This window comes from Litoribacter ruber, assembly GCF_018449405.1.
Taxonomy (GTDB): Bacteria; Bacteroidota; Bacteroidia; order Cytophagales; family Cyclobacteriaceae; genus Litoribacter; species Litoribacter ruber.
The window spans coordinates 30,237-56,916 of record NZ_JAHCMY010000010.1 but is presented as its reverse complement, the minus strand read 5'-3'; the positions used below and the strand labels follow the sequence as shown (position 1 = coordinate 56,916).

Here is a 26,680-nt window from a genome sequence, read left to right as displayed (position 1 = left end):
TTGCCTAATTTTAGGCTGAACCTGAATATGACCCCATGAAAATAATCGAATGTCCGCGGGATGCCATGCAAGGCATGAGCGGATTTATTGATACGGCCATGAAGGCCGCTTACATCAACCAGCTGCTGGAAGTTGGCTTTGATACCATTGACTTTGGTAGCTTTGTAAGCCCTAAGGCCATCCCACAGATGCGGGATACGGCGGAAGTGCTTGAGCTTTTGGATTTGTTTAAAAGCAAGTCCAAGCTTTTGGCCATCATAGCCAATGTACGGGGTGCAGAGGATGCACTTCATTTTGAGGAAATTGACTATTTGGGATTTCCGCTTTCGATTTCCGAAAGCTTCCAGCAGCGCAATACCAATAAATCCATCCAGGATGCCTTGGAAACTGTGGAGAATATCCAGAATCTCTGTGAAACCAAGGGTAGAACATTGGTCACTTATATAAGTATGGGTTTTGGGAATCCATATGGGGAGGATTTTTCCCCGGAGCTTGTGGCGGAGTTTGTGGAAAAGCTAGATGAAATAGGCGTCCAGATCATTTCATTTGCTGACACAATCGGTGTTGCCCAGCCGGAATTGATCAAGAGTATATTTGAGACCAATATCCAGGCATTTCCCCATATCGAGTTTGGGGCACACTTCCATAGCACCCCGGATACTATCCAGGAAAAAGTGGAGGCAGGTCTCCAAGGAGGCTGCCGCAGATTTGATGGAGCCTTGAGAGGGTATGGTGGCTGCCCTATGGCCAAGGATGATTTGGTAGGTAACGTGGCTACCGAGAAGTTGATTGAGGTATTAGAGGCCAACGGCCATGAGCTTGGCCTAAACAAAATGGAGCTTGGAGAGGCGATGAAGCTTGCCCAGGTGATATTTCCCTAGGTTAGAACTTATTATATAGTACTTAGTACGTAGTACCTAGTACAGAAAAAGGTACCAAGTACAACGTACCAGGTACCAGGTATTCGCGGCGGCGGATTAAGGTTGCCCACTGCGTGGGTATTTGCGGGTTTGAAGGCGCAGCCTTCATTTTCCTTATCCCGAGGCGCAGGCTCGGGAAAACTTTCGGCTTTATACTTGGTACGTGGTACCTGGTACTTGGTACCATAATTCCCTCTACAGTTGCATTTGAAACCACCTAAAACCATTTTTCAATGATAATTTTTGCATTTCAAATAATATTTCTTGCTTTCTAAATATTTAGGATTTAATTTGCGCCTAATATTTTAATCCTATTATTGGTTATTTTAAAGAAGTATTATGAGAATTTTACAGGTTTCTGCTTTGGCAGTTTTCTTTTTAGGCTTAATGGCCTGTAACAATGAGGATTCAGTTCCAAATGCTAGACAGGACTCAACTATTAGTATCAACAACGATTCCGAGAGTTTGTCCAAAAGAATTAAGACCTCTTCTGCAGGTGTGGTGGGAATGAGGGGTTTTTCAGATGCGGCCTCCAGAGGCTTGGATTCTGAAAAAATGCCGGCAGGTACTATGGCTCTTGAGCTAGTGGGACAGGTGGCTCCGCCGGTGGTCAACGGTGTGACGCTTCAGGCAAACCACGTCGGTATCGATGGGGATTATGCATATGTGGCTTACACTACACAAGGTCCGATTTTCCACGGGGCTATTGAGGTTTTGGATATCAGCAATTTGCCTACTCCAAAAATGGTGAGCCAGGCTATATTTAAGCATTCCAACATCAATTCCATCACTTACGATGCAGGTAAGCTTTACATGGCCATTTCTTCTGATATTTATAAGGAGGAAGGGGTTGAAGCTCCATCAAACCTGCTAAGTGTATCTGTGGCAAACGGACAACTTGCAAATGATTTTAAGTTTCACGCTGTGTCAGGTTCTGCCGGTACGGATGTGATCCATACTGAAAACAAGGTGATTGTAACCAGCGGTACTTCCGGTGCGGCCAGTATTTTTGATATCAATACGATGGAAATGGTGAAGGAGGTAGAAATGGAAGACCTTCGCTCCGTAGTATATGGCAACGGCAAATTGGCCGTGCTTGATGGAACTAAAGGTGTCAATTTCTTGGATTTGGCAAATTTCTCTGTGACGGGCAATATTCCGGTCAACTTGACCATTCCCCATTCCAAAAGAACCATGGATATTCATGGCGACCAGCTTTTGGTTGCCGAAGGACCTAATGGTGTTGGCGTATATGACATGATCAGCGGTGCGTTGGTAGACAGATTGGCTATCCCAGAAGGAGAAAATGAGGTTGCCATTGAGGACTTTGTAACCAATGCCGTTTCTACCAACCAAGGTCATATCTTCATGGCCAATGGGGGAGCTGGGCTGAGCGTATCTGAGTTTGGTGCAAATAAAGTTGAGGAACTAGGCGTACTTGAGATCGGAGGATCGTCAAACTATGTAAGAGTAAATGATGATTACATTTTTGTAGCAAGTGGAAAAGAAGGCCTTCAGGTTATCAAAACCAACAGAATCGATGAGGTAACCGACCCTATATGTGATGGCCTTCCTAGATACACGGGAAATGCTACCATGAATGTGAATAACGGGGCACAGGGTTACTCCGGAACGGCCCTGGTGCACGTGGTAAACGTAAATGATGAGTTGACATATTGCGGTTCTTTGGCCGTAACCAACCGTGTAAATGTAAATCAACAAGGGCAGTTTAACATGAGAGGAAATCTTGTGGTTGGTAAGCAGGGAGAAAATTCAGGTTTGATTATCAATGGAAAAATGACTGTAAATGGACATTTGGTTGTCTACGGAGATCTTACCTTAAATAATAGAGCTGTGTTGGAGTTTGTTGGTGAAAACTCAACTTTAACGGTGTTTGGAAGAACAAGCATTCACAATCAGGCCTCCATGACAGGCAATTTTAAGAACTTAACCAAATAGAACTTCGAATATATTTTAACATAAAAGTTAGGTTACTAGCCTGGATCTTTGATTCAGGCTAGTTTTTTTTCCAAACATTTTTTGTCTTTTAAGGCTAGTATATTGATGGAAGACAATCTGATTTTTGCCTTTGTACTGACTTTGCTGGCCGGAATGTCAACCGCTTTAGGTGGTGCAGTGGCCTTTACCAAGTACGGAAAGAAAGAATCCCTATTATCATTTGGACTCGGTTTGGCGGCAGGTGCGATGATTTTTATTTCCTTTTTTGAGCTCATTGTGGAGGCCATGAAATTTTTTGCCGATGAGGAGGGGAGCTCGGCAGCCTTTATCAGAGTTTCCTTGGCCTTTGTGGGAGGAATGGCTGTTTTGGCTGTGATTGGGCATGTGAGCAAAGGCGTAACGGATAAACTTAAGGTCAGTAAATTTGAAATTGAAAAGCTTTCCCAAGATGAGGAAAGTGATGAGAAACAGACCAAACTTTATCGGGCGGGCATGGTCACAGCTGTGGCATTGGCAGTGCACAATATCCCTGAAGGCCTGGTTACTTTCTTGACTGCCATTCAAGATCCCAAATTGGGAATTGGGATTGCCATAGCTATAGGTTTGCACAATATTCCGGAAGGGATGGCGGTGGCAATGCCACTCTATCATAGTCTTAAGGTTAAAAAAAGGATCATCTGGTTAACTCTGATACCCGCCGCTGCGGAACCTTTGGGCGCGCTGGTTGCCTATCTGTTGTTCTTTAGAAGCTTCGACATGCATGCCATACAGATGGTCAATGTTTTCTTGGCCAGCATCATGGTGTATATATCCCTTTTCGAGCTGCTTCCCACGGCCTTTCAGTTGAAACATGAAAGTTATTCGAAATGGGGCTTACTGGTAGGCATGATCTTGATCGGGATTACTTTGGCAGTGACCGGGTAATTACCCTCTGCCTTCCATAATCCTAAAAAACAGGATATGCGCCATCCTGCGGGCGTGTTCTTTGGCGAAGTTGGTGTTGGGGCCTTGGAAATGCTGATCCAAGGTGGTGAACCAGAGCTCAAGCCAATTGCCAAAATGGGCCTGCTGGATTTGTTGGTCGGTTTCCTGATCCACATCCCTATGCACTTTTACGGGGTTGAATTTTCCAGCACCGGGACCGGTGTTTAGTATCACCATTTCCCAAAAGTCTGTCAGCCTTTCGAGATGGGTGGGCCAATCGTGCACAATGCCGTTGAAAATAGGCCCTAGGGTATCATGAGCCCTTACTTTTTCATAAAAACTATTCACCAGTAAAGAAACCTCTTTTCTACTCTCTATGTCTGTTTTGATCATTTTTATTGACCTTTTGGCGGCCAATTTAGCAAGTTTTGGATTAAGCCCCTGCAGAATTTTGGGAAACCTTGGTAAATTCTTGTCGCAGAACTACCTTTAGGGAAAAGTTTAAAAGTTATGCTCCATGATGCCTTTTGCCAGTTTTTTGGGATTGAGGGGACGGAAGACCGAAGACGGGAGACGGAAGAGGGGAGATGTGGGCAGCAATTTTATCGTTTTACTGATGCAATTATAAATGAGAAACTTCCTGGTTTTAGCCATTTTTATCCTTGCCTCCTGTCAGGCCAGCACTTCTGATGACAAAAAGCGCGATAGCAAACGCTACCCAAATGATGATGCACCATTGGCTTGGCTGATGAGAGAGATGTTTGAGGACATGGAGGACATTAAAGCTTCTGTGGAGAGGGGGGAGCAGATCAAGTCTTATGTGGAGAAGCATCAGGAGCTGTTGACCTTACGGGGTACCGAGCCTCATAAATCCCAGCAAGCCAGTTTTCAGGTGATGGGAAATGGGTATCTGGAAAGCCTAAATGTACTTGAGTCCTCCGATGAACCTGAGGAATTGCTCTCCAATTATCAAACCCTGGTCAATTCCTGCCTCGCCTGCCACACCAACTATTGCCCCGGCCCGATGCAGCGTATAAGAAAGCTGGAAATGAATTAAAAATGGGTGATAAAGGACGAAAAAATGGGTCACGAAGGGCACAAAGTTTAAAAGAAGTAGCACAAAGTTGTTTTAATTACGAGGTGTAAAGTGGTCTAAGGTCAGTCACGTTTGTTAAAATGATGAATGTTGAATGATGAATTATGAATGATGAATAAATGAAGGTTATTCACGTTGCACTGATGCCCCATCCGAAGGGCGCAGCTCGAAGGGAGGGCCCCGGGTAATAAAGACGTTAAATAATAGAAAAGCCTTCAAGTTACTCCTCAAGGCGGCTTGCCTTGCGGTGTACTTTGTACTTGGTACCTAGTACTTTGTACCCATTCGTAAGTACGAAATTGAAAGTACGGGGAACGAAGAATACTCATCCACGGTTTAGCTCCCTCCGCCCCCTAAAGGGGGAACTAGATTACGTCCATTATTTCATTCAAGCTCCCCTTTAGGGGCGGGGGGTGAAACGGAAGTTAAACAATGGTTAAGTGAACTCTCATTAAACTGATACCCCATCCGAAGAGCGCAGCTCGAAGGGAGGGCCCCGGGTAATAAAGACGTTAAATAATAGAAAAGCCTTCAAGTTACTCCTCAAGGCGGCTTGCCTTGCGGTATACTTTGTACTTGGTACCTAGTACTTTGTACCCATTCGTAAGTACGAAATTAGGAATACTAGGAGCGAAGTGGTCTAAGGACAGTCAAGCTTGCTAAAATGTCGAATAATGCTTGCCCGCTACGCCACGGCGCACAGGCGGGGCGGGAATAACGAAGTTTAATCCCGATGTACCTAATACTCCATTCTTCCCCGAGAGCAACAATTCCCCAGCAGATTGATTATACTATCTACACCAAATCATTTTTAATTTGAAAAGCAAAATTGGGCTCTATTCTTTGATTGCGGCGATTAGCGGGTTTGTCGTATTCGAGGTGCTGATCCATGTAGGCTTGTTGGAAGGTGTTGGTTGGAGGGTTTTGGCTACTGGTTTTGAGGCCGCCACAGTGGGAGCGTTGGCCGATTGGTTTGCCGTGAGCGCACTGTTTTATGAGATTCCCATTCCCTACGTGAGAAGGCATACCAATATCATTGTCAAAAACAGGGATAAGCTTACTGAAGGTATTGTCGAAATGGTTACCACCAAGTGGCTTTCCCCACAGATCATCCAGGAAAAGCTCCAGGGAGTGGAAATCACCAAGTATATTTTGAAGCTACTTGATGATCCGGAAAACCTTGACAAAACCCTCATGGCTTTCCGAAAGGTTATCCTTAAGTTTTCCGAAGGCCTGGATGATCCTAAAATGGCCAGGTTTATCCAAAACATGCTCCATGACCAACTGAAGGACTTTGAGGTGGCTGAACCGTTGGGCAAATGGCTGGAAGAAACCGTATCAACCCGAAAGCACCAACAGGTAGTCAGTATGGTAATCGGGGAGGTGGAAAAATACCTACGCACTCCAGAAACACGCCAAGTTGTCTTTGAAAAACTAAAGCTGGTGCTGGAGGAATATCGCAAACTCGATTGGATAAAAATGTCTGCCATCTGGGTGGGGAAACGGACCGGAGGGATTGACTTGGATATCCTCACCGAGCAATTGATTGAAGTGGCACTGGTCATGGCAAGGGAAATTGAGGGGGATTCCACCCACCCGGTGAGACGAAAGATGGATACGTACTTTTTGGAATTTGCCAATAACCTGAGAATAGGGGACAAAAAATCCGTGCGGTATATTCAGGACCTCAAGGACCAAATGGTATTGAATGTGGGCGCCAGCCACATCATTCAGAGCATACTCACCAAGCTGCAGTCCACCCTTGCTTCCCAGCTCGAGCATGATGAGACTGAGTTAATGATAATGATCAAAGATGGGGTGAAGAAATATATAAATCAGATCCGTAATGATGTTGATTTACAGTTGAATATAGATAATTGGTTAAAGAATAAAATTACCTATATGATCAATGAATTTCACCCCCATGTTGGGACCTTGGTCAGGGACAGTTTGGGAAGGTTGGATGATAAGGAGATCATGACCCAGATCAAAGATAAGGTAGGGGATGACCTCCAATACATCCGACTCAATGGAGCAGTGGTGGGTTTTTTGGTCGGGGTTACCATTGCTTTAGTCCGACTCTTTTCGGGTATCTGAAAATTTACTGACCTACAAACCAGTCTTTCCATACTGGCTCGTATCCCTTCTTCCTGATCATGTTGGCAATCGCAGATGCAGGGCGCTCATCACAGATTTCAAATTGCTCCAGGGTTTCAGGCTCCACGGCATAGCCTCCTGGGTTGGTTTTGGACTCGGCGCTCATGCTCGTTGCGCCCAAGGGTACCACGGATTCTCTGAATTTCTCCGATTCCCTCGTGGAAATGGAAAGTTCCACGTCAGGGTTAAACATCCGGTATGCACAGATCAACTGCACGAGGTTTTTGTCCGAAACGATCACATTTGGTTCAATTATACCCTCAGCAGGTCTCATGCGCGGAAAAGATATGGAATATTTGCTTTGCCAGTAGGTCTTTTGCAGATAATCCAGATGCAGGGCACAGAAGAAACTGTCGGTTCTCCAGGCCTCCAAACCCAGAAGCACACCTAGTCCAATTTTGTGGACTTTCGCCTTACCGACGCGGTCAGGTGTTTCTAACCGATAATTGAAGTTGCTCTTTTTTCCCTTTGGATGATAAACTTTGTAGGTATCTCGGTGGTAGGTTTCCTGATAAACCAGCACGGCATATACACCCAATTCCTGCAATCTTTCGTATTCTTCCTGCTCCAAAGGTTGTACTTCGATCGATATGTTGGCAAATTTATCCCGGATCAGCTTGACCGCATTGGAGAAGTAATTGATGTTGACGGTATAATTCGCCTCGCCGGACACCAATAGCACGTGTTGGAAGCCCAGGGCCTTGATGGCTTCGACTTCTTCCAGCAATTCGGAGTCAGAGAGCGTCTTTCGCGGGACACGGTTGTTGAAGCTGAAGCCGCAGTAGGTACAGATGTTTTGGCACTCGTTGCTCACATACATGGGCGCGTACATCTGTATGGTTTTGCCAAATCTCTCCTTGGTCAGTTGGTGGCTCACCTGGGCCATTTCTTCCAGAAACGGTTCGGCCGCAGGACTGATCAGGGCCATAAAATCCTCTAAATTTCGCTTTGGACTACGGATGGCACGGATTACGTCTGCTTCCTGCTTGCTGTTGATTCTTTCGCTGATTTCCTCCCAGCTGTGATTTTCAAATACTTCTACGAAACTCTTCTGCACAATTCGGTCTTGGTTATTCATTCAAAAATTGGGTGAGGGGAGAGGATGCCTCAGCGTGGCTGCTGATTTTACCCAATCTGGCTTCAAATGCCATTCTACCAGCCTCAACAGCTAATTTAAAGGCCTTGGCCATTTCCCTTGGATTTCCAGCCACGGCAATGGCTGTATTGACCAAGACCGCATCGGCACCCATTTCCATAGCTTTGGAGGCGTCCGATGGAGCTCCAATGCCGGCATCTATGATCACTGGCACACGGCTTTGCTCAATAATGATCTCCAGGAAGGTTTCGGCTTTGAGTCCTTTGTTTGTCCCAATGGGGGCACCCAGTGGCATCACAGCAGATGTCCCGGCATCCTCCAGCCTCTTGCATAGCACAGGGTCGGCGTGGATGTAGGGCAGTACAATAAAGCCCATTTTGGCAAGTTCCTCAGTGGCCTTAAGCGTTTCGATGGGGTCCGGCATCAGGTATTTTGGATCCGGGTGGATTTCCAGCTTCAGCCAATTGGTCTCCATGGCCTCCCTGGTAAGCTGGGCAGCAAAAATGGCTTCCTTGGCATTTCTGACTCCGGAAGTATTAGGCAAAAGGTTAATATGCGGATGTTGCAGATGGGTGATGATCTGGTCGGTATCGGTTTCCATATCCACCCTCTTAAGTGCCACGGTTACCATTTCACTTCCCGAAGCCAGCACAGCCTCCTCCATATCCTTATTGCTCCCGAATTTTCCTGTTCCCAGAAAAAGGCGGGAGGTAAATTCCTTATCTACTATTTTTAGCGGCTTCATAAAGTTTTCTGTTAAAATTTTTAATACTTGAATTGGGATCGTCCAGAAGGGCAGATGATACCGCCACTCCATAAACTCCGCATTCCAGTAATTGCGGTATATCCTCGGCATTTACGCCTCCTATGGCATAAATGGGTACCTGACCCGAGGTCAGTTTGCTGCAGATGTCCGTGTATCCCTCAAAACCGAGGATTGGGCTTAGTTTCTCTTTGGTGACTGTAAATCTCAATGGGCCCAAGCCTACATAATCCACTCCCTCATCAAGTCTTTGCTGTACATGCTTCAAGGTATTGGCTGTTCCACCGATGATTTTCTTTACGCCCAAAATCTTACGTGCTTCGGGAATGCTTCCATCATCAAGGCCCAAATGTAACCCATCTGCATCAAGCTCCTGAGCGGCTTTGATATGATCGTTGATCAGAAGTTTGGCTCCATAGGCCTCAGTAAGGCTTTTGACTTCCGTTCCGATTTTTAGAATCTTGTTTAAGGAGGCGCTTTTCCATCTAAACTGCACCCATTTGCAGCCGGCATCCAAAACCAATTTAATTCCCTCAAGTTGCTCTTCGGCCGTATGGCCATGACTGATAAACTGCAATCTTTCCATCACACACTTTCTTTAAATTGTAATGCCAAATTTAGTTCTTCCAAGGCTTTGGGTTGGGTGGATTTCCATATGCCTCCTAACAGTGCGGCACCTGAAAAACCCATCTCCATCACCAGGGGAAGCTTTTCGTTGGTAATGCCCCCTATGGCAATGAGATTGTGGTCAATATCCCTTACCTTTTCCCATTTTTTTGGATCAAAGGGTTCCCCATATCCTTTTTTGCTAATGCTTGGAAAGACAGGTCCCATGAAGATGTAATCAAAGTAGGGTGGTAGTGTTTCCAGGGTGTCAAATGAATGGACAGAGGTGCTTAGGTGAAATCCCTGATTTTTCTGGTTTTCAATTTCCTCGACCGGCGTACTTTCCCGAAGGACCTCAGAAAAGTGGAGTCTTTTGATCCCTAAGGGTCGGGCAATATGGTGATGGGAATGCAGGGCAAGTTTCTCCCTGTGCTCATGTCCTATGAGCTCAACCAAGCGGACAAGGGCATTTTCGGGAAGAAGGGGTTTTTTGAGGTGAAAACGTTCTACTCCACAGGCTAGATAGCTCCGGATGAGCTCAGCTTCTTTGCGTACCGGCACGAGTGAAGAGAACAGTATAATTTTCATCTCAGCCCCCTTGAGTTGCTTTGAATACTACCACTTTTGCGGAATCCCTGATGATGGTTTCCGTCCATTTATTGCGAGGAATCACCTGATTTTCTATAGCTAGGGCAATTCCTTTTCCATTATTGGGAAAAGTCACCGATACCAATTCTGCAGCGCTGATTTGCTCATACTGGGGTAGGGACTTGGGGGTGTTGTTCAGAATTATTTCCATTTATGGTGAAATTTTGACTCAGAAATACAACACTTTAGGTTTGGTCTCTATGTGGACCTAGACTTTTCCCTTCGACAGTCCGAACTGCATCAGGTTCAAAGGGTATGATCTCAGCCCGCCGGGGCACCCCTAAAGTATTTAATACAAAGATAATAGTTTTGGGCAGAAGACCTACCCTCATTTCTCCACTAAGTATTTCCAGTACCTCTTCGGTACGTGTTGCAGATGCAGCTTTGGATTTTTGCGGCTGGCTATATTGGTGGATTTAAAGTAGTTTTTCCATAAGGATTGAAATTCCATTTCCGTATCGTCCCATTCTATGCTGATAAGGGCAGGGGTTTCTGAATTTTCAGTTTGGTGAAATTCTACGGGTACTACTTTAGTCAAATCATAAAAGACCCCGTAATTTCTCTTGAGGTCAAATATCATCCACTTTTGGTCTGCATACCGGTTTTTGAAATGCTCCGAAATCAGCGGCAGCACATCAAAGTCTGGCTCAATGGTGGCATAGTAAATCTGGTCTGAGGCCAACTTGAACCTGACAAAAGCGGTCATCCGGTGCCTTTCCCTGCTGAGCTTTTTCATGATTTCCTGCAAGGCCAACACAGATGGGTGTCCGTAATCCTTGAGCACATCTTTTTCTGACTTCAGGGCATAGCGCACCACTCCAGATACGATATTCCCCACGTTTGTCTGCTCCGAAAGGGTGGCTTTCCATAAACTCTGAAGACCACTTTTTCCCAAGAGTGATTGGATTTTCGTTTTTACTCTTTCTGCTTTTTCCTGATCGGCAGACACTTTATGTATTTTTTCAAAAAGCTGTGGCCCCAGATCACCTTCAATATATATTTGAGGCTCGGCTATTTTTAGGGCGTAGCTTTCAAAAATTGCCGTCAGCAAGCCGTCAAATGATCCGTCATAGGTAAAATAGCTCATTGGAAAAGGGAAAGTTGAGGGGAGAAGTTTGCGGAAAATTTGCTGCTGCCATTTTGGAGGATAAGTTGACGCAGGGTCAAACTGTCCATGTCCCTGGCACCCACGTGATTTCCACAGGTGATAAAATGCTGGGCGCGGTTCATGGCAATTCCAAATTTGCGAAGCTTGTCCATATTCAATGCCCCAAATTTTCTGGCCGCTATTATCTTTTTGGCAGATTTCACTCCCACGCCCGGTATTCTGAGTATCAAGTGGTAATCAGCCTTATTGACGTCAACAGGAAAATATTCCCGGTTTCTCAAGGCCCAACTTAACTTAGGGTCAATCTCTAAATCTAGGTTCGGATGTGTTTCATTGACAATCTCCTGAGGGTTGAACTGATAAAATCGCATCAGCCAATCGGTTTGGTAAAGACGGTTTTCCCGCACCAAAGGCACAGGAGTGCCTAGAATAGGTAAGTTTTGGTGTTCTAAAACAGGTACATAGCCTGAGAAGTACACCCTTTTGAGATTGAACTTCTGGTAGAGGGTTGAGCTGGTTTTGATGATGTCCAGGTCACTTTCTTTGGTCGCCCCGATAATCATCTGGCTGGATTGGCCAGCAGGAGCAAAAATGGGGGTGGATTTGATCAGTTTCTTTTCCTCCTTAAATTTCAAAATATCCTGCTGAATAGAGGCCATGGGCTTGATCATGTCCTTGTGGTTCTTGTCAGGAGCCAACAATTTTAGGCCTGAAGAGGTGGGGAGTTCAAGATTAACGCTTAGTCGGTCGGCATACAGCCCGGCTTCCCGCATGAGTTCATCGCTGGCACCTGGGATGGTCTTTAGGTGGATGTAACCATTGAACTTGTGTTCCTGCCGGAGTTTTTTGGCGACCTTGACCAATCTTTCCATGGTAAAGTCTGCGTCTTTGAAAATGCCAGAGGATAGGAAAAGGCCCTCAATGTAATTTCGGCGATAAAAGTTGATGGTGAGTTCCACTACCTCATCCACGGTAAAAGCCGCCCTTTTGATGTCGTTGCTTTTTCGGGACACACAGTAAAGGCAATCGTAAATGCAGTGATTGGTCAGCAGGATCTTCAGCAGGGAGACACAGCGCCCGTCTTCAGTATAGGTATGGCAAATTCCCATGCCGCTGCTGTCGCCAAGGCCTTTGTCCTTATTGGCTCGTTTGCTCCCGCTGGAGGAGCAGGATACGTCATATTTGGCCGCATCTGCGAGGATATTAAGCTTTTCCTTTAATCTGTCCCAGTTCATTCTTACCTCTTTCTTCGAATCTATTTCAACATAAAACGTCGAAATTAATTCCCTAGTAGAACGCAAAACTGGGGGCTATTTTCGGATTTGTGAGATCTGTGACGGAAGTTGTCGCGTTTAATGAAACTTTGATCTAACCGCAATGGGGCAAAGAGGCGCGAAGTTATTGAGTAAAAAAATAACCACAGAGGATCAGAGGGGTAAAAAGTAAAAAGTCAAAGGTAAAAAAGATCTCTCACTTCTCACCTTTAACCTCTCACTCAAAACTTTGCGAACCTCTGCGATCCTTTGCGGTGAAAAAACATTTCCTCCGGTCCTCTGTGGTTTATTAAATCATACGTTATCGTCTCCTAAACCCGGACTTCTTCTTCGCTTTCTCCGCTTTGGGAGTCATTACGCCATTGAAGGGGTAGGGGTGGTTTTCGATTACGGGGATTTTTTTGCCGATAAGTTTCTCGATGTCCTTGAGCTCCTTGTGCGTGTCGCCGTCTACAAAGGACATGGCGATGCCGTGGTGTCCCGCCCTTCCCGTCCGTCCTATCCTATGGACGTAGGTTTCTGGGATGTTTGGCAGGTCATAGTTAAACACATTGGCAAGTTCATCAATATCGATGCCTCTCGCAGCAATGTCGGTGGCTACCAAAATCTGCAGTTTTCCGCTTTTGAAGTCTTTCAGAGCATTTTGACGGGCATTTTGGCTTTTGTTGCCATGGATAGCAGCTGCTTTGATGTCCTCTTTCTTGAGAAGTTTTACCACTTTGTCAGCCCCGTGCTTGGTTCTGGTGAATACCAGCGCCGATCCAATGCCTTTTTCCTCCATTAAATGGATGAGCAATTTGGCCTTGTCACCTTTGTTGGTGTAGTAAAGCTGCTGGTCAATTTTATCCACGGTTGAACTTGGAGGGGTCACCTCTACAGTCGCCGGTCTTGTCAAAAGGCTATCAGCCAGTTTCTGGATCTCCGCAGGCATGGTGGCCGAGAAGAACAGGGTTTGCCTCTTTTTGGGCAACAGGGCGATAATCTTTTTCACGTCATGGATAAAACCCATGTCGAGCATCCTGTCGGCCTCATCCAAAACGAATGTTTCCAATTGACGCAGGTCGATAAACTTCTGGTTGATCAAGTCCAGAAGCCTTCCCGGGGTGGCCACCAATACATCCACGCCTCTTTGAAGGGCTTTGGTCTGATGGAGCTGGGATACCCCGCCAAATATTACCGTATGACGGATATCAGTAAACCTGCCATAGGCGGCAAAACTTTCATCAATCTGTATGGCCAATTCCCTTGTGGGAGTCAGTATGAGGGTTTTGATGCCTCTTTTTCGCTGTTTTTGCTGCGCAAGCAACTGAATTATAGGGATTGCGAATGCAGCCGTTTTTCCGGTACCAGTTTGGGCACAGCCCAATAGATCCCGTCCTTCAAGGACTAGTGGGATGGATTTTTGCTGGATTGGAGTTGGGTTGGTGTAACCTTCCTCGGCAAGTGCCTTGAGGATTGGGTCAATTAATGATAGGTCTTTAAATGCCATATTGGCTAATAGAAAATTGTGGGCTGGAAGGATGTTGTAAATTCCTGTGCAGCCGGGGATATTCATTTGTACGGCTTACAACCGGCCGGTGTAAAAAGCAAAGGTACGAAATTGTTTGTACTATGTACTAGGTACTATGTACTAAGTGGTTCTAGGACGATGGCTTTTTTAAAGATTGGGGATTTTGAAGCTATTAAACGCTATTATAGCAGGGTTTTGCCGATTCGCTATGCTCAACGGGTGAGGTAAGTGGAAAGTCGTCGGCGTCGCTTCGCGTTTTCTAAACCTCTACCCCCCCCGATCCGCAAAGCGGTAATCGGGAAATAAACTTCTAAACACCGTAACACCTTTTTATTTCCTTTTCAGCCTGTTTCCAGAATTTGAAAAAGGAGGGAAAATAGCCCGTAATTTCCGGAGCCAGCCAGTCCCTTTGGTCTTCTGTCCCTTCAAAATGTCCATTTAGCGGGTGTTCTTTATACACAAATTCCATTTGGGGATTTTGCTCTTCCAGGGTTATAAAATCCACATAGGCCAACTGTATGCCAGTGATGTTTTTGGATAGGCCCAAAGCAAAGTCCAAGCACTTCTGACTCACTGGATATTTTTTCAAAATGGAGGGTTCTATTAAAAACACCCTATTTAAAGCCTCATCCTTTCTCCATTGAGGATCCAAATTATAGGAGGTATAAAGAACTGTGGGTAAGTTGGAATCAAGTTTTAACTCTTGGTCAGGAACTGAAGGTAAGTCATATTTCCAATCGGTTATTTCCTGCAGTTCATCAGGAATTTCCATCTCGCGGATTTCCTCATATTCTTTGTCCAAAAAGGTTCCTGATTGTGAGCTGCGGGTATATTTGTTAAGATTCTCTTGGTTGAAGATGTATTTCTTGGAGCTAAAGCTTCCAGCAACCCATTGCCAGCTCAGCGCATTGCTTGCCCAATCTCCATCCAACAGGTGGTAATAAAGCCATTGGGCGGGCAATTTCCAGTGGGATTTACCCATGTTGCTGGCCAAGGACGCCGTGTACATGCGGCAATGATTGTGCATATAGCCGGTTTGATACAGGGACTTTATAACCTGGTCCAGCGCTTCAATGCCGATGCTGTGATTAAGCATGTTTTTGGGGATTGCATGATTGCTTACATCCTCCTGTGTTGACTTCAGGTCATAATCGATTTCATGACCTTTATTTTGCCAAACCCGCTGAAAATACTCCCTCCAGGCTAGTTCCTGCGCCAATCTTACCACATCCTTCCATTCGTACCCCTTGGCCATAATCCTCTCGAAAACAAGCTTGGTGCTGATAACCCCTCTAGAGATATAGGGTGAAAGATAGGTCACATTTCCATCCACAAAATTTCTGGTTTTAGCATAAGCAACGGGATCAACATCATCAATTCTTTTGAGTATGGATTGGTAATCGGTCGGAAAGTTCATGGCTATTTTGAGAAATAAACGGGATTTAACTGGGATGCATTGAATTTTACTATATATTTAGGACATCAAAAAGAAGAAATGCGTCTTGTTTTAAAGTATTATATTATGAAAAAAGTTTTACCTTTTATAGCATTGTTTTTCATTTCGGGTCTTGCAATGGCTCAGAGTGATGGATACAAATGGGCATTATTTTCGGAAATCGCCCCCTATGCCAATGCCACTCCGGCTATGCATGAGGACAATTTTTACTCCCACAATATCAGCTGGAGAAATCGGGTTGGGTTTCATGCTGGGAAAAATACGATCCTAGGATTTATGGGAAGTTACAGAGCTTATGAAAACTTGGAAAATCGAACTTTTGAAAATATGATTGAAACCGGGAAGTTTGGCATAGGTTATAATTATAGGTTTCAGACACGAAATAGTTTATTAGGCGGAGGAGTTTTTGCGACCCAACTATTTCCAATAGGAAAAAAGATTGCCTTTCAATTAAATTATTACGCCCTAATCGAACAGGGAACGGGTGAGGTCAATAGAATTCATGAAAGCATTTCTTTTATAGGAGGGATACCCCGCTTAGTGCCCCCTATATTGATGCCAGATAGTTATGATTACAGAGAAAGAAACATCAATACGGGTCTGGATATAGGGTTGAGTTATTATTTGCAAAGTAACTTAGCAATTCAGGGAAATGTGCGACTTATCCAATTAGAGAACTTCAATTTCAAGCCCTCAGAAACAAATCGCTTCGGTGAAGAGTCCTCTCATAATTTAAACATAAACCAAAAAGGAACCAGGTTTAATCACTTATTCAATATGCCGGTTGCTCATATTGGCATTTCATACCATTTTGGAAGAAGGTGAGGTTTATGGCGATTTTAAGCATGAAAAAGTTTATACCACTATTATTTTTGTTTCTTTCCTCAGGTTTAGCATTTGGGCAGAGTGATGAGTTCAAATGGGCTGTTTTTTCTGAAATAGCGCCGTATGCCAATGCCACTCCGGCAATGCATGAGAACAATTTTTACTCCCACAATATCAGCTGGCGAAATAGGGTAGGGATTTTGGCGGGGGAAAATACCATTATCGGGCTATTGGGAAGTTACCGCTCCTATGAATATCTGGAAAATAAAACCTTTGTAAATGAGATAGACCCTACGAATCCAAGGGGAATAGGTGTCGGTTATGATTATAGGTTTCAAACTCAGAATAACTTGTTGGGTGCAGGGGTATTTGCAACCCAGCTTATTCCTTTGGGGAAAAAGCTTGAGCTTCAACTTAATTACTATGCTATGGTTGAGCAGGGAAAAGGAGAAGTTAATCGGATTAATGAAAGTATATATGGAATAGGAATTTCTATTTTTATAATTGATCTATTGCCTCCCGTGAACTATGAATACCGGGAAAGAAACCTGAATACAGGCTTTGATATTGGTTTAAGTTATTACCTGCGGAACAATTTAGCCCTTCAAGGTAATTTAAGACTTGTTCAACTTGAAAATTTCAATTTTCGCTCTAATGGCGCCCAAATGTTTCCAGAAACTGAGGATCATAATCTAAACTTAAACCAGAATGGATCCAGATTTAATTACCTGATCAATATGCCCGTAGCTCATTTTGGCATTTCCTATCATTTGGGAAGCAGATAAATTAAAAAGGGCTTCCTACGGATAGGAAACCCTTTTTCGGTTGGAGGTTAGGTTATTGACAGATATTCTTAATAAATAAAGGTCAATTGATTTAAGCCAATTCCCGTTCCATAAACAAACTTAGGCTCTATTTACGTTTTTGCCTAATACAATTATGGGCTTTCCTGCACTTAACGCCTGAAATAGGCAAAATGGCTACGCCACAGTAGTGGTATTTGTACCCCATTGTTGCTTTTAAGCGTCAATTCTCTCTTCCAAAATTAAATGGTTGGAGTTCCCCCGGTGATTTGTATGGTAGCGCCTGTCATATAGCTCGATCCCTCGGAGGCCAGCAACACGTAGGTGGCCGAAAGTTCAACTGGTTGCCCGGCCCTTTTCATCGGAGTGGTTTTGCCAAATTCCTCCACATTTTCCTGAGGCATAGTGGCCGGGATCAGTGGGGTCCAGATTGGGCCTGGTGCCACACAGTTTACCCGGATGCCATCGTCGGCCAGCAGTTGGGCTAGGGAGGAGGTGAAATTTTGGATGGCCCCCTTTGTAGCCGCATAGGCAAGCAAAATAGGCTTGGGATTATAGGCATTTACCGAAGTGGTGTTGATAATGGTGCTTCCCGGTTTCATATGGGGCTTTGCTGCCTTGCAGAGGTAAAACATGGCGTGGATATTAGTTCTGAAGGTATAATCCCACTCATCACTGGGGATGTCCTCAATGCTTTCCCTTGCCATTTGGTAGGCCGCATTGTTGACCAGGATATCAATTTGTCCAAATTCTGCCACAGCTTTCTCAATAATCTTCTTGCAGTGGTCCTCACTGCTGATGTCTCCCGGAACAAGCACAGCCTTCTTTCCTGCCTCTTCTACAAAGCGCGCAGTTTCCTTGGCATCCTCATCCTCTGATAGATAGGAAATCAACACATCGGCCCCCTCACGGGCAAATGCAATGGCCACTGCCCGGCCGATACCGGAATCTCCGCCCGTAATAATCGCTTTCTTGCCTTCAAGTTTCCCGGAGCCTCTATAACTTTTCTCCCCATGGTCTGCTTTGGGCTGAAGTTTTGACTCTGTACCAGGGGCCTCTTGCTGAGGAGTGGGATGTGGTGGCTGGGGATGTTTTGTTTTTGGATCTTGCATGATAATTAAATTTATGGTTGAAGCCATATAGTTCCAACTAACATACCAAGGCGAAAACCGCTCTTAAGACCATAATAGGCCTATGGCTATGGTGTTGCTGAGGCGCTTAAACCACAGTTTGGGAAAATCCATTTTGGCTCAAACAAATGATCAACTATAAAGTATATAGGTTATGTTAATCATGGTTTCAGGATTGCCTGGCACGGGCAAGAGCTATTTTGCAAGCAGGCTTTCCCAGCGCCTGGGTGCTGTTTACATCAACAGTGATGCGGTGAGGCGTGAGCTGGGGGCAATGGGAAAATATACCGACGAGGTTAAATATACCGTTTATGAGGAAATGTTTCATCGATGTAAAATCGCATTGAAGGCAGGGAAATGTGTGGTGGCCGATGCTACTTTTCATAAGAAAAAAAATAGAGAAGCTTTTATTCTATGGACGCGAAATAATAATATTCCGATAATCATTTTAGAAGTTTTTGCCTCCGAGGAAATCATTAGAAAGAGACTTTCCAAACCCCGGACCTACAGTGAGGCGGATTGGGATGTTTATCTCAAGCTAAAAGATGAAAGAGAACCTTTTGAGGTAAAACACCAGAAACTGGAGTCAAGCTCCAACAATATCAACTTCATGCTGGAAAAGGCCCACCATATTATAGAGGCAAGCCATGAATACAAAGCAAATTGAACAACTCTGCAAAGACGGGGTCTATATGGGCGAGGCCTTAGAGGAAAATTATATGGAAACCCATATCTCTTGGGTGGTGTTTTCCAAAAGCTTTGCCTTCAAAATCAAAAAGCCCCTCAAGCTTCATTATCTAGATTATAGCACGCTTGCCAAGCGAAAGGCATTTTGTGAAAAGGAACTGCAGGTGAATGGCAGGTATTCGGATATTTATAAAAGCGTAATAGAAATCCGGAGCTTAGAGGGGAGGGTTGATCTCGGAGGAATGGGAGGGGAAATTGTGGATTATGCCGTACAGATGGACAAACTTTTCCCTTCCAAAAAAATGGATGTTCTTTTAGACCGGAAGAAAGTAAGTCTTTCCCAAATGCGGACTTTGGCCAAAACAGTGGCCAATTTTCACCGAAAAGCGGAGGTGGTGGAGACTCCCTTTGATCTTCAAAAGAGCAGGTTACTTTTTAACGATGTAAAAAGTTCGATGAAAAGTGTAGAAAAGTATTTTGGTAAGGAGACTTGCGAAATTCTCGCTGAAAGCATCCAATTCAGTAATCTGTTTTTGAGAAGTAATGGTAGAAGACTCAAAGAAAGGGTTGAGGCAGGCTTTCAACGTGACGTACACGGGGACCTACACAGTGGAAATATCTTCCTTTATGAGAGTCCCGTACTTTTTGACGGTATTGAGTTCAATGATGCCATTCGGCAAATAGATTTGGCTTACGAAGTGGCTTTTCTTTGCATGGATCTGGAAAACCGGGGTTTGGAAGATTTATCCCATGCTTTTCTGCAAGCCTACCGGGCGCATATTGAATTGTTTGAGCACAAGAGGGATGAGGAGATTTTTATATACTTCAAATTGCTGAGAGCCAACGTGCGGGCCAAAATCCATATGTATGGGGCTGATCAGGCAGAGGATTTGATAACCCACAATTTAAATCTTGAAAAGGCCAAGCGTTACATTTTGCTAATGAGAGAATATCTGGACCAGCTGGAGGATTTTAGCTGATAAAGCCAGGTTTTTGAGAAACAGGAATAATTAAAAATTTGTTATCCCTGTCCAACCAAAATTCTTGCGTCATGGCTATCGAAAACAAACTCCCAGTGAAGGCGGTAGAATACCTAAAAGAAAATTTCAGGAAGGAATTCATTTTTGACCTCAAGGGCACCCGCAAAATTGAAGGGGAGACCTTCTATCAGGTAGAGGTCTCAAAGGACGGTCTGATCCACCAGCTCACCTTTAATCAATCCGGTCAGAAAATAAGTGAAATAGCCGATGATGCATTCCCTTCAGAGGAGGGAAATGCGGAGAGCAACCCAGAAATTCTGGACTAGCTTCATTCAGAAGGTGACTCACCTTCTTTTTCTTCTTGGTATTGGTTGATGATCTTAAGCACGTCTGCATCATTGAGAGGCTCAAAATCTTTATAGGCTTGCTCGATGGAGCGGAAAAAGAAGGGCGTTTTCAATACCACAATTTCGTCAACTTTCTTTTTAAGCCTTTTGCACAGGCTTTCTCCCGCTATAGGGGTTGCCAGGATGATTTTGCCCGCATCCCTGTTTCTACACAATTCGATGGTTGCCATGACGGTATTGCCTGTCGCAACGCCATCGTCGACTATGATAACTGTTCTGTTTTTCAGTGATGGAAGTTCCTCATCCTTGCGGTAAAGGGAAATTCTTTTTCGGATTTCCTTTTTGGCTTCTGCGATATACCGGTTGATTTCGGGTTTGGGGATGGTCGTTTTGGCCACGTCTGTTAATACAAGACTGTCATCTTCGGCCAAGGCTCCAATGGTGCTTTCTTTTTTGCCTTTCAGACTCAGTCGCTTGGTGATGGCTAAGTACATGGGGGCACCCAGGTGTTTGGACACCAAGTAGGCGACTTCGGTCCCTCCACGGGGGATCCCAAGGACAATTGGCTCCAAGGGTTTGAACCTGTCAAGCATAGGAGCCAGTTTTTCAGCTGCTTCTTTTCTATCTTTAATCATCAATGAAAGGCTAAAAAAATGTTAGTATTTCAGATCCTCGATGGCTGTTCCTGTCTTTTGCGGCAAGAATTCTGAAAACCATAGTCCAGTCAACCGCGCGACCTCCTCGATTTTTCCCTCTTCCTCAAAAAGATGTGATGCTCCTAGGATTACTTCTAATTTCTTTATTTTTCGCAATTTTTCAAAAGCTTTTTTGTTAAGTTCCAAAATTTGTTGGTCTAATTCCCCGACTATCGAAAGCACAGGAGGGTTGATGCTCTCCAAAAACTCCGAGGCAAGGTCCGCCCTGCCCCCACGGCACACAATGGCTGCGATTTCAAGGTGTAGTTTGGCTGCTGCGATCAGGGCAGCCGCCGCCCCGGTATCCACTCCAAAAAAGCCTGTTTTTAGCATTTTGAATTGGGGAATGTTGTGGAGCCAGACCGTAATATGGCGGAGTCTGCGGGAAAGTAGGTTCATGTCAAACTTCTTGACAATATCAAACTCCTCTTCCTTGGAAAGCATGTTGAATAGGAAGGTGGCAAAACCGATGCTGTTAAGGTATTTGGCTATGAAGTTGTTCCGGATGCTATGCCGATCACTGCCGCTTCCGTGGCTAAATATTATCAGGCCCGTGGGTGAGGGCGGAGTTTGCAGGTTGCCTTCCAAGACTACCTGACCCAATCTGATATTGATATCCCCTTCCATGATAGTGAGCATTGCCCGCTTTGAAAGGGAAACTCCAAATGTTTGTCCAAAGTTTGAGGAATTCTGAAATTTAGTTTAACGTTGATGCTTTTTGCCTGAAAAGCTATCAGGAGCTAAAAGGATAGCCTTTCATACTTTGCAGAGCCAAATCCAAAAATGGAAACTTATCCCACCTCATAACCCATAAAAAAGTGGCCCAAAGGATTTTCCCTCAAGCCACTTTTTATATCTATTTGAAGAAGCTCTGTGCAACTCAGTGCCATACTTTGCCTACACAGGGAGGTTCATGACCCCTTTTCTTCTGCGAAGAAGTTCGGTCTCCGCTCTTCCGTCTCCGGTCTTCTTTTACCTCGCAGAAATCAACTTGGAAAAGCCTGAAGCGGAAGTGACCTGAAATTCAATCTGGCTGTTGCTTCTCACGTTTACAAGATCATACACCTTTGAAAATCCTTTAGAATCCTCAGCTCTTTCCTGGAAGATCAGGTTGCCGTTTTCATAAATCGCCACATTCAGATCCGATTGGTGTAGGGCATTTACAATAAGCTTGTACTTGTTGCCGCTGATTTTTTCCATCTTGGTGTACACATCTTTTTGCTTGGTGGCGCCTATCTCAAATTCCATGTTTTCAACCTCACCTTTGGCATTCTGTACCAAGATGCTGTATTTACCCGGGGCGGCCTGGCTGAAATCATAATTTTTGGCAAAGGAGGCCGTCTTATGGATTCTCTCATTTACCAGCATTTCATTTTTGTGGTTGTAAACTTTCACAGTCAACAAACCCTCTGGGCTGCCTTGGTGGGACAGTTGTACTTTGGTAGGCTGTACCAATTTCAGTGCGACTTTGTTTGAGTCAGGCTCGGAAGCAAATACACTTGCTGCTATGACCAGGGCGGCCACGGTTGTCATCAATAGTTTCATAATATTCTGGTTTAATAGGTTCAATAGTTGAAAGGGGATTTCTCTTTGTTATTGATGCAAAGTTAGATAGGAATATGTTTTATTGCAAATAATTTAAAAATAAAGATATTTAATTAATGATTTGGTAATAAAAGGCTTTAATACTTGATAACTTGCAAACGTTTGCAGTGTCCCTGTGGATGGAATATTATTAAAGAGTAGGCGAGAAATTATGTATTTGGCAAAATTTTATAAAAATAAAAAAATCCCAATATTTTGGGATTTTATCAAAAATGGGTGACCATAAAATCAATAATCGTAACCCTTTAACCTGAATTTTGCCAGCAGGGTGTTGATTCCCCTGTGCAGGTTTTCCTTTACCCGATATAGTTTGGAAGGATCCTTTTCCAGTTCAAAACTTGGAATACCTGTCTGTTCATGATAAGGGGCTTTTCTCTTTTTCTTTTCTAATACCAAGATGCTATCATAATAATGTATGGAGTCAATGTTGCCTGTCAGGTGATTTACTTTGAGACTTCTTTGCTGAGAGTGGTGGGCATTCAGGGCATCGATGAAGTTTTTGCTGTATTCAATGAAGGTGCCCTTGCGCTTATGGCCTCCCCCGTACTTTAACCAATAACTGGTATGCAGGTCTTCACAGAGAAAGACTCCGTTGTCTTTTACATGATCAAACATTTCCTCAAAAGTGACGATCTGCTGTTTCATGGTGTGTCCCCCGTCATCAATGAGGATATCCACTTTTGGAATTGAACGCTTCACCTCCTGGAGAAACTTCTTGTCTGATTGAGACCCTATGAAAATCCGGATATTTTCTTCCTCCAGTTCTTTGCACTGGGGATTGACGTCGATGCCGTAAATTTTGGCTTTGGGGCCGAAGTAATCTTTCCACATCTGAAGGCTTCCTCCTTGCGACACGCCAATTTCCAAGATGATGATTTCCTTGTCCCTGAATCGTGAGAAGTGCCTGTCATAAGCATCAAAGTAATGGATCCATTTGTGAATTAATCTCCCTTTATTCTCTCTGAAATATTTTTCTAAATCGTTCATTTTGGTTTAGTGATTTGCTGAATATACGGGCTTTGAGCCTCAATGCCATAGAAAATGGTGGAAAGTCCAGCGAATGTATCCCCTTGAGGTGATTTTCTTTTAAACTCTAAATATGTTAAAATCTCAATATTTAATGATAAATTATAACATAAACATTATATTTGAGTTCATATATAACTTTTTGCATTTAGTTAATTGTTTAATTATTGGGAAGTATGCGACGAATTTTACTTTATATCCTGATTTTTTCAGGGATTTCAGCTTGTCAGAAGTTCGATAATGAAGAACAACACCGAGGACTGGTGAATTTTTCCAGTATGAATCTGGGACAGTTTAACAGTCTTAATTCCCATGCCCGTGTATTGGCAACCTCAAGCTGGGAGCACGTTTATTATCCAGAGGCCGAGATTGTGATTTCCCGCCAGGGCAACGGCGACACCTATGTCTTGAACATCAACCCCAATGACCTCTCCTCAGCAGAGCAGATAGAACTTCCTTTTGGGGACTATCGGTATTCGGTGCAGGTGAGCGGCGGGGCCATGGAGGATTTTTTGCCTTTTGAGGCTGAGGGGGATTTTGAGGTGGCCGCCGATATGACCAACATCACCCTGGATGCTACTACGGATTACGGTCTGGTGACTGTGCGCAATGACCTGGTCGAGTCATCTTCCATAAACGGTTCCGAATTGGCCCTGACCGCGAATGATGCTTATTATTATAAATATATTAAAGGAGGGGGAAACGTCAACCTGACTATAACCTCGACTTCCGAGGAGCAATTTGAAGAAGCAGTCCTGATTGAGCCTTATCAGCATTTCCATTTTTTCCTTCGAATCCAGGATGAATCCAATGTAAGCATCATTGATTTGGCCATAGGGGAGTTTGAGTATGTAGAAATCCCAATCGGCGGCGGTGAATTTATCAACCGGGTCATAGATGCCTCGGACAATGTATATAGAACTGTGCAGATTGGAAGCCAGACCTGGATGGCGGAAAACCTGCGGACAACGAAATTCTGCAACGGTGATGACATCGAAAACCTGGAAGGCGGTGAGGCCTGGGCAGAAAATGAAGAACCTGCCTTTACCTATTATGACAATGATCAAACCTATAACAATCTTTTTGGAAAGCTCTTTAACAGCTATGCGGTAAGTGACCCCCGAAATGTATGCCCCTGTGGCTGGAGGGTGCCCAGCAACGCAGACTGGCAAGAACTTCAAGAATATCTGGATGGTGCTGCGGAAGCAGGTGGCAAATTGAAGGTTGCCGGGTTCAATTACTGGAGGACCCCGAATGTGGGGGCCACCGATGAAACAAGGTTTTCGGCTTACCCTGGAGGCGCCTTTGTATATGCCAGCGAAAGTGGCAGCCTGGTGAGTGGGCAATCCGTATCGCAAGGTTCCAACTTTTCCTTCCTCTACTCCCTTGGTTTGTGGTGGAGCAGTTCCACCGATGGGGGGCAGGGATATGCCATGAAGCTGAACCACGCCAACAGTGCGGCCAATTTGCAAAACCTGCAGATCCAGCAGGCAGGCCTTTCCATTAGATGTGTCAAAAACGATTAACTTCCGCATGAAAAATCTGATTTTTTATATCGCAGCCATACTTTTTCTGACCACCGCCTGTCGTTTGGGCGATGAGGAAAGGGAAGATTCAGTAGGAGATGTCAATTTCCAGCCCATTCAGGTAGACCAGTTTATGCTGGTAGGTGAGGACAGTACGCTCAATCCCTCTGAATGGAGGCATGTATTCCCTGAAAGAGCGAGGATCAACATTAACCATGTCCATTCCGGTCAGACCCATCAGTTGGATTTCAACCCTAATGACGAAGGGGTGAATTCCATTGAGCTGCCATTTGGGGCCTATACTTACACTTTGATGATAGAAGGGGGCACTGCGGAGGATTTTCTGCCCGTAGAAGCCTCGGGTAGTTTCGTCCTGACGGGCAGAAGTATCAACGTGCCCTTGGATGCGACCACTGAGCATGGCTTGGTGACTTTGAAAAACCAATATGTGGAGGCCGCCCAGCTATTGGTAGAGGAAACTAATTATGAGCTGGGGCTGCTGGATAGCGAAGAGCATTTTTATAAATATGTGAGAAGGGGACTGCCTACCCAGTTGCAGATTCAGGATAATGTGAATCTTTCCAATTTTGCTCGGAATTTCACCATGCGGTCAAGAAGGCATTTTCACTTTTACCTCAACACCCCGCCAGTGCAACAGGACCCTACAGATCCAACTCAGCCTGGTGAACCTTCCGACCCTATATACCCGATCAACCCGATTGATCCTGGAGAGCCGGATGACCCGGATGAAGATCCAGATGATCCGGATGACGAGGACCCGAGTGGGCCCGACGATCCGACAGATCCCGATCCCAACCCGGATGATCCGAGTACAGGGGGCATAAGGTTCGTTGAACTTGCCATGGGGGATTTCAGCTATGAGGAGCGCCCTGTAGATGTGCCCGGTCAGCAGGCAGAGAACTTTGTCCGGGATGCCGATGGCAATTCCTATAGAATCATCCGGATAGGCAACCAATACTGGATGGGAGAAAACCTCCGTACGACTACCTACTGCAACGGAGATGATATCCCTGAGGTGGGTGCTTCCAATGACTGGCTTTCGCTGAACAGTGGCGTTTACACAAGATTCAACAACAGTCAGGAATATGGTAGGCCTTATGGGAATTACTATACCCAAGAAGCGGTACAGGATAGCAGGGGGCTTTGTCCATGCGGTTGGAAGATACCAAGTAATGCAGACTGGCAACAGTTGATTTCCACTTTGGGTGGCAATGCGGCTGCTGGCGGCAGGATGAAAAACCCGACTACTGACAGGTGGAAATATCCAAACACAGGAGCCAACAATGACAGCGGTTTCAATGCCATAGGCGCAGGTTGGGTGACTGTGACAGAAAACCCAGACCAGTATCCGGGCATATCCGGCCCTTACAACTGGTTGTACGAGAGGGGCGCATGGTGGTCTTCTACGGGGAATTACTTTGCCCAGCTGTATTACAATAGAGCTGAAGTTAGACTTGAAGAGTTTTATGCGACAGGTACAGCTAATGCCTTTAATGTGAGATGTATAAGAGAATAAAA

27 protein-coding genes and 1 riboswitch are annotated in these 26,680 nt (G+C 44.7%); of the genes, 12 read left to right on the top strand and 15 right to left on the bottom strand.

What is annotated here, in order from left to right:
- Positions 1-35 precede the first annotated feature (35 nt).
- The 3 genes from KI659_RS14870 (at position 36) to KI659_RS14860 (ending at position 3,803) form a co-directional block, all read left to right on the top strand.
- On the top strand, positions 36-881 hold the full coding sequence (locus KI659_RS14870) for a hydroxymethylglutaryl-CoA lyase (protein WP_213946158.1): 846 nt from the start codon (positions 36-38) through the stop codon (positions 879-881).
- A gap of 378 nt (positions 882-1,259) precedes the next feature.
- Positions 1,260-2,879 (top strand): LVIVD repeat-containing protein, encoded by a 1,620-nt coding sequence (locus tag KI659_RS14865; RefSeq protein WP_213946157.1) that lies wholly within the window; start codon positions 1,260-1,262, stop codon positions 2,877-2,879.
- A gap of 105 nt (positions 2,880-2,984) precedes the next feature.
- A complete protein-coding gene (locus tag KI659_RS14860; RefSeq protein WP_213946156.1) occupies positions 2,985-3,803 on the top strand; it encodes a ZIP family metal transporter in 819 nt (272 codons plus the stop codon).
- Here KI659_RS14860 and KI659_RS14855 read toward each other — a convergent pair whose 3' ends face one another.
- On the bottom strand, positions 3,804-4,196 hold the full coding sequence (locus KI659_RS14855; protein ID WP_213946155.1) for a group III truncated hemoglobin: 393 nt from the start codon (positions 4,194-4,196) through the stop codon (positions 3,804-3,806).
- A gap of 235 nt (positions 4,197-4,431) precedes the next feature.
- Here KI659_RS14855 and KI659_RS14850 point away from each other — a divergent pair, with 235 nt between their 5' ends.
- Together KI659_RS14850 and KI659_RS14845 are read left to right on the top strand one after the other, a co-directional pair.
- Complete coding sequence (locus KI659_RS14850; RefSeq protein WP_213946154.1) at positions 4,432-4,860, top strand: hypothetical protein; 429 nt, start codon at positions 4,432-4,434, stop codon at positions 4,858-4,860.
- Positions 4,861-5,715: 855 nt separating this feature from the next.
- A complete protein-coding gene (locus KI659_RS14845) occupies positions 5,716-6,996 on the top strand; it encodes a DUF445 domain-containing protein (protein ID WP_213946153.1) in 1,281 nt (426 codons plus the stop codon).
- Positions 6,997-7,000: 4 nt separating this feature from the next.
- On the opposite strand, the gene thiH is transcribed toward KI659_RS14845, so the two are convergent.
- From thiH to KI659_RS14800, 9 genes are all read right to left on the bottom strand, one after another.
- Positions 7,001-8,134, bottom strand: coding sequence for a 2-iminoacetate synthase ThiH (thiH, locus tag KI659_RS14840; RefSeq protein ID WP_213946152.1), 1,134 nt, complete (start codon positions 8,132-8,134; stop codon positions 7,001-7,003).
- Complete coding sequence (locus KI659_RS14835; RefSeq protein WP_213946151.1) at positions 8,127-8,897, bottom strand: thiazole synthase; 771 nt, start codon at positions 8,895-8,897, stop codon at positions 8,127-8,129. Before KI659_RS14835 ends, thiH begins: the two co-directional genes overlap by 8 nt.
- Entirely contained in the window at positions 8,872-9,501 is a 630-nt protein-coding gene (thiE, locus tag KI659_RS14830; protein WP_213946150.1) for a thiamine phosphate synthase, read from the bottom strand. Before thiE ends, KI659_RS14835 begins: the two co-directional genes overlap by 26 nt.
- Positions 9,501-10,109, bottom strand: coding sequence for a thiamine phosphate synthase (locus tag KI659_RS14825; protein ID WP_213946149.1), 609 nt, complete (start codon positions 10,107-10,109; stop codon positions 9,501-9,503). Before KI659_RS14825 ends, thiE begins: the two co-directional genes overlap by 1 nt.
- Position 10,110: 1 nt before the next feature.
- Entirely contained in the window at positions 10,111-10,320 is a 210-nt protein-coding gene (thiS, locus tag KI659_RS14820; RefSeq protein WP_213946148.1) for a sulfur carrier protein ThiS, read from the bottom strand.
- A gap of 49 nt (positions 10,321-10,369) precedes the next feature.
- Positions 10,370-10,461: riboswitch (TPP riboswitch) on the bottom strand.
- A gap of 36 nt (positions 10,462-10,497) precedes the next feature.
- A complete protein-coding gene (locus tag KI659_RS14815) occupies positions 10,498-11,256 on the bottom strand; it encodes a TIGR03915 family putative DNA repair protein (protein WP_213946147.1) in 759 nt (252 codons plus the stop codon).
- Positions 11,253-12,512, bottom strand: coding sequence for a putative DNA modification/repair radical SAM protein (locus KI659_RS14810; protein ID WP_213946146.1), 1,260 nt, complete (start codon positions 12,510-12,512; stop codon positions 11,253-11,255). Before KI659_RS14810 ends, KI659_RS14815 begins: the two co-directional genes overlap by 4 nt.
- 340 nt (positions 12,513-12,852) lie before the next feature.
- On the bottom strand, positions 12,853-14,040 hold the full coding sequence (locus KI659_RS14805; protein WP_213946145.1) for a DEAD/DEAH box helicase: 1,188 nt from the start codon (positions 14,038-14,040) through the stop codon (positions 12,853-12,855).
- A gap of 331 nt (positions 14,041-14,371) precedes the next feature.
- A complete protein-coding gene (locus KI659_RS14800; RefSeq protein WP_213946144.1) occupies positions 14,372-15,478 on the bottom strand; it encodes an FAD-binding domain-containing protein in 1,107 nt (368 codons plus the stop codon).
- A gap of 39 nt (positions 15,479-15,517) precedes the next feature.
- Here KI659_RS14800 and KI659_RS14795 point away from each other — a divergent pair, with 39 nt between their 5' ends.
- The gene (locus tag KI659_RS14795) at positions 15,518-16,342 is read left to right on the top strand and encodes a hypothetical protein (RefSeq protein ID WP_213946143.1); all 825 of its coding nucleotides are present in this window, start codon (positions 15,518-15,520) and stop codon (positions 16,340-16,342) included.
- Positions 16,343-16,362: 20 nt separating this feature from the next.
- Positions 16,363-17,127, top strand: a complete 765-nt coding sequence (locus KI659_RS14790; protein WP_213946142.1) for a hypothetical protein — start codon at positions 16,363-16,365, stop codon at positions 17,125-17,127.
- A gap of 260 nt (positions 17,128-17,387) precedes the next feature.
- On the opposite strand, the gene KI659_RS14785 is transcribed toward KI659_RS14790, so the two are convergent.
- Positions 17,388-18,257 (bottom strand): SDR family oxidoreductase, encoded by an 870-nt coding sequence (locus tag KI659_RS14785; protein WP_246535431.1) that lies wholly within the window; start codon positions 18,255-18,257, stop codon positions 17,388-17,390.
- Positions 18,258-18,438: 181 nt separating this feature from the next.
- On the opposite strand from KI659_RS14785, the gene KI659_RS14780 reads away from it, so the two are divergent.
- The 3 genes from KI659_RS14780 to KI659_RS14770 all read left to right on the top strand — a co-directional run bounded on the left by KI659_RS14780 (position 18,439) and on the right by KI659_RS14770 (position 20,268).
- Positions 18,439-18,942: an AAA family ATPase gene (locus tag KI659_RS14780; RefSeq protein WP_213946140.1), complete on the top strand. Its 504-nt coding sequence runs from the start codon at positions 18,439-18,441 to the stop codon at positions 18,940-18,942.
- Entirely contained in the window at positions 18,923-19,942 is a 1,020-nt protein-coding gene (locus tag KI659_RS14775) for a hypothetical protein (protein WP_213946139.1), read from the top strand. Before KI659_RS14780 ends, KI659_RS14775 begins: the two co-directional genes overlap by 20 nt.
- Positions 19,943-20,013: 71 nt before the next feature.
- Positions 20,014-20,268, top strand: coding sequence for a hypothetical protein (locus KI659_RS14770; protein ID WP_213946138.1), 255 nt, complete (start codon positions 20,014-20,016; stop codon positions 20,266-20,268).
- A 2-nt stretch (positions 20,269-20,270) separates the two neighbouring features.
- Here the strand turns inward: KI659_RS14770 and KI659_RS14765 are convergent, their stop codons facing one another.
- The 4 genes from KI659_RS14765 to KI659_RS14750 form a co-directional block, all read right to left on the bottom strand.
- Positions 20,271-20,924, bottom strand: coding sequence for a phosphoribosyltransferase (locus KI659_RS14765; RefSeq protein WP_213946137.1), 654 nt, complete (start codon positions 20,922-20,924; stop codon positions 20,271-20,273).
- Between the two features lie 21 nt (positions 20,925-20,945).
- Positions 20,946-21,623: an alpha/beta fold hydrolase gene (locus KI659_RS14760; protein WP_213946136.1), complete on the bottom strand. Its 678-nt coding sequence runs from the start codon at positions 21,621-21,623 to the stop codon at positions 20,946-20,948.
- A gap of 333 nt (positions 21,624-21,956) precedes the next feature.
- Positions 21,957-22,529 carry a hypothetical protein gene (locus tag KI659_RS14755; RefSeq protein WP_213946135.1) on the bottom strand — a complete coding sequence of 191 codons (573 nt, stop codon included), beginning with the start codon at positions 22,527-22,529 and terminating at the stop codon, positions 21,957-21,959.
- Between the two features lie 288 nt (positions 22,530-22,817).
- Positions 22,818-23,576, bottom strand: coding sequence for a class I SAM-dependent methyltransferase (locus KI659_RS14750; RefSeq protein ID WP_213946134.1), 759 nt, complete (start codon positions 23,574-23,576; stop codon positions 22,818-22,820).
- 215 nt (positions 23,577-23,791) lie between these two features.
- On the opposite strand from KI659_RS14750, the gene KI659_RS14745 reads away from it, so the two are divergent.
- Both KI659_RS14745 and KI659_RS14740 read left to right on the top strand, forming a co-directional pair.
- The gene (locus KI659_RS14745; protein WP_213946133.1) at positions 23,792-25,141 is read left to right on the top strand and encodes a fibrobacter succinogenes major paralogous domain-containing protein; all 1,350 of its coding nucleotides are present in this window, start codon (positions 23,792-23,794) and stop codon (positions 25,139-25,141) included.
- A 7-nt stretch (positions 25,142-25,148) separates the two neighbouring features.
- Positions 25,149-26,678, top strand: coding sequence for a fibrobacter succinogenes major paralogous domain-containing protein (locus KI659_RS14740; protein WP_213946132.1), 1,530 nt, complete (start codon positions 25,149-25,151; stop codon positions 26,676-26,678).
- Positions 26,679-26,680 lie beyond the last annotated feature (2 nt).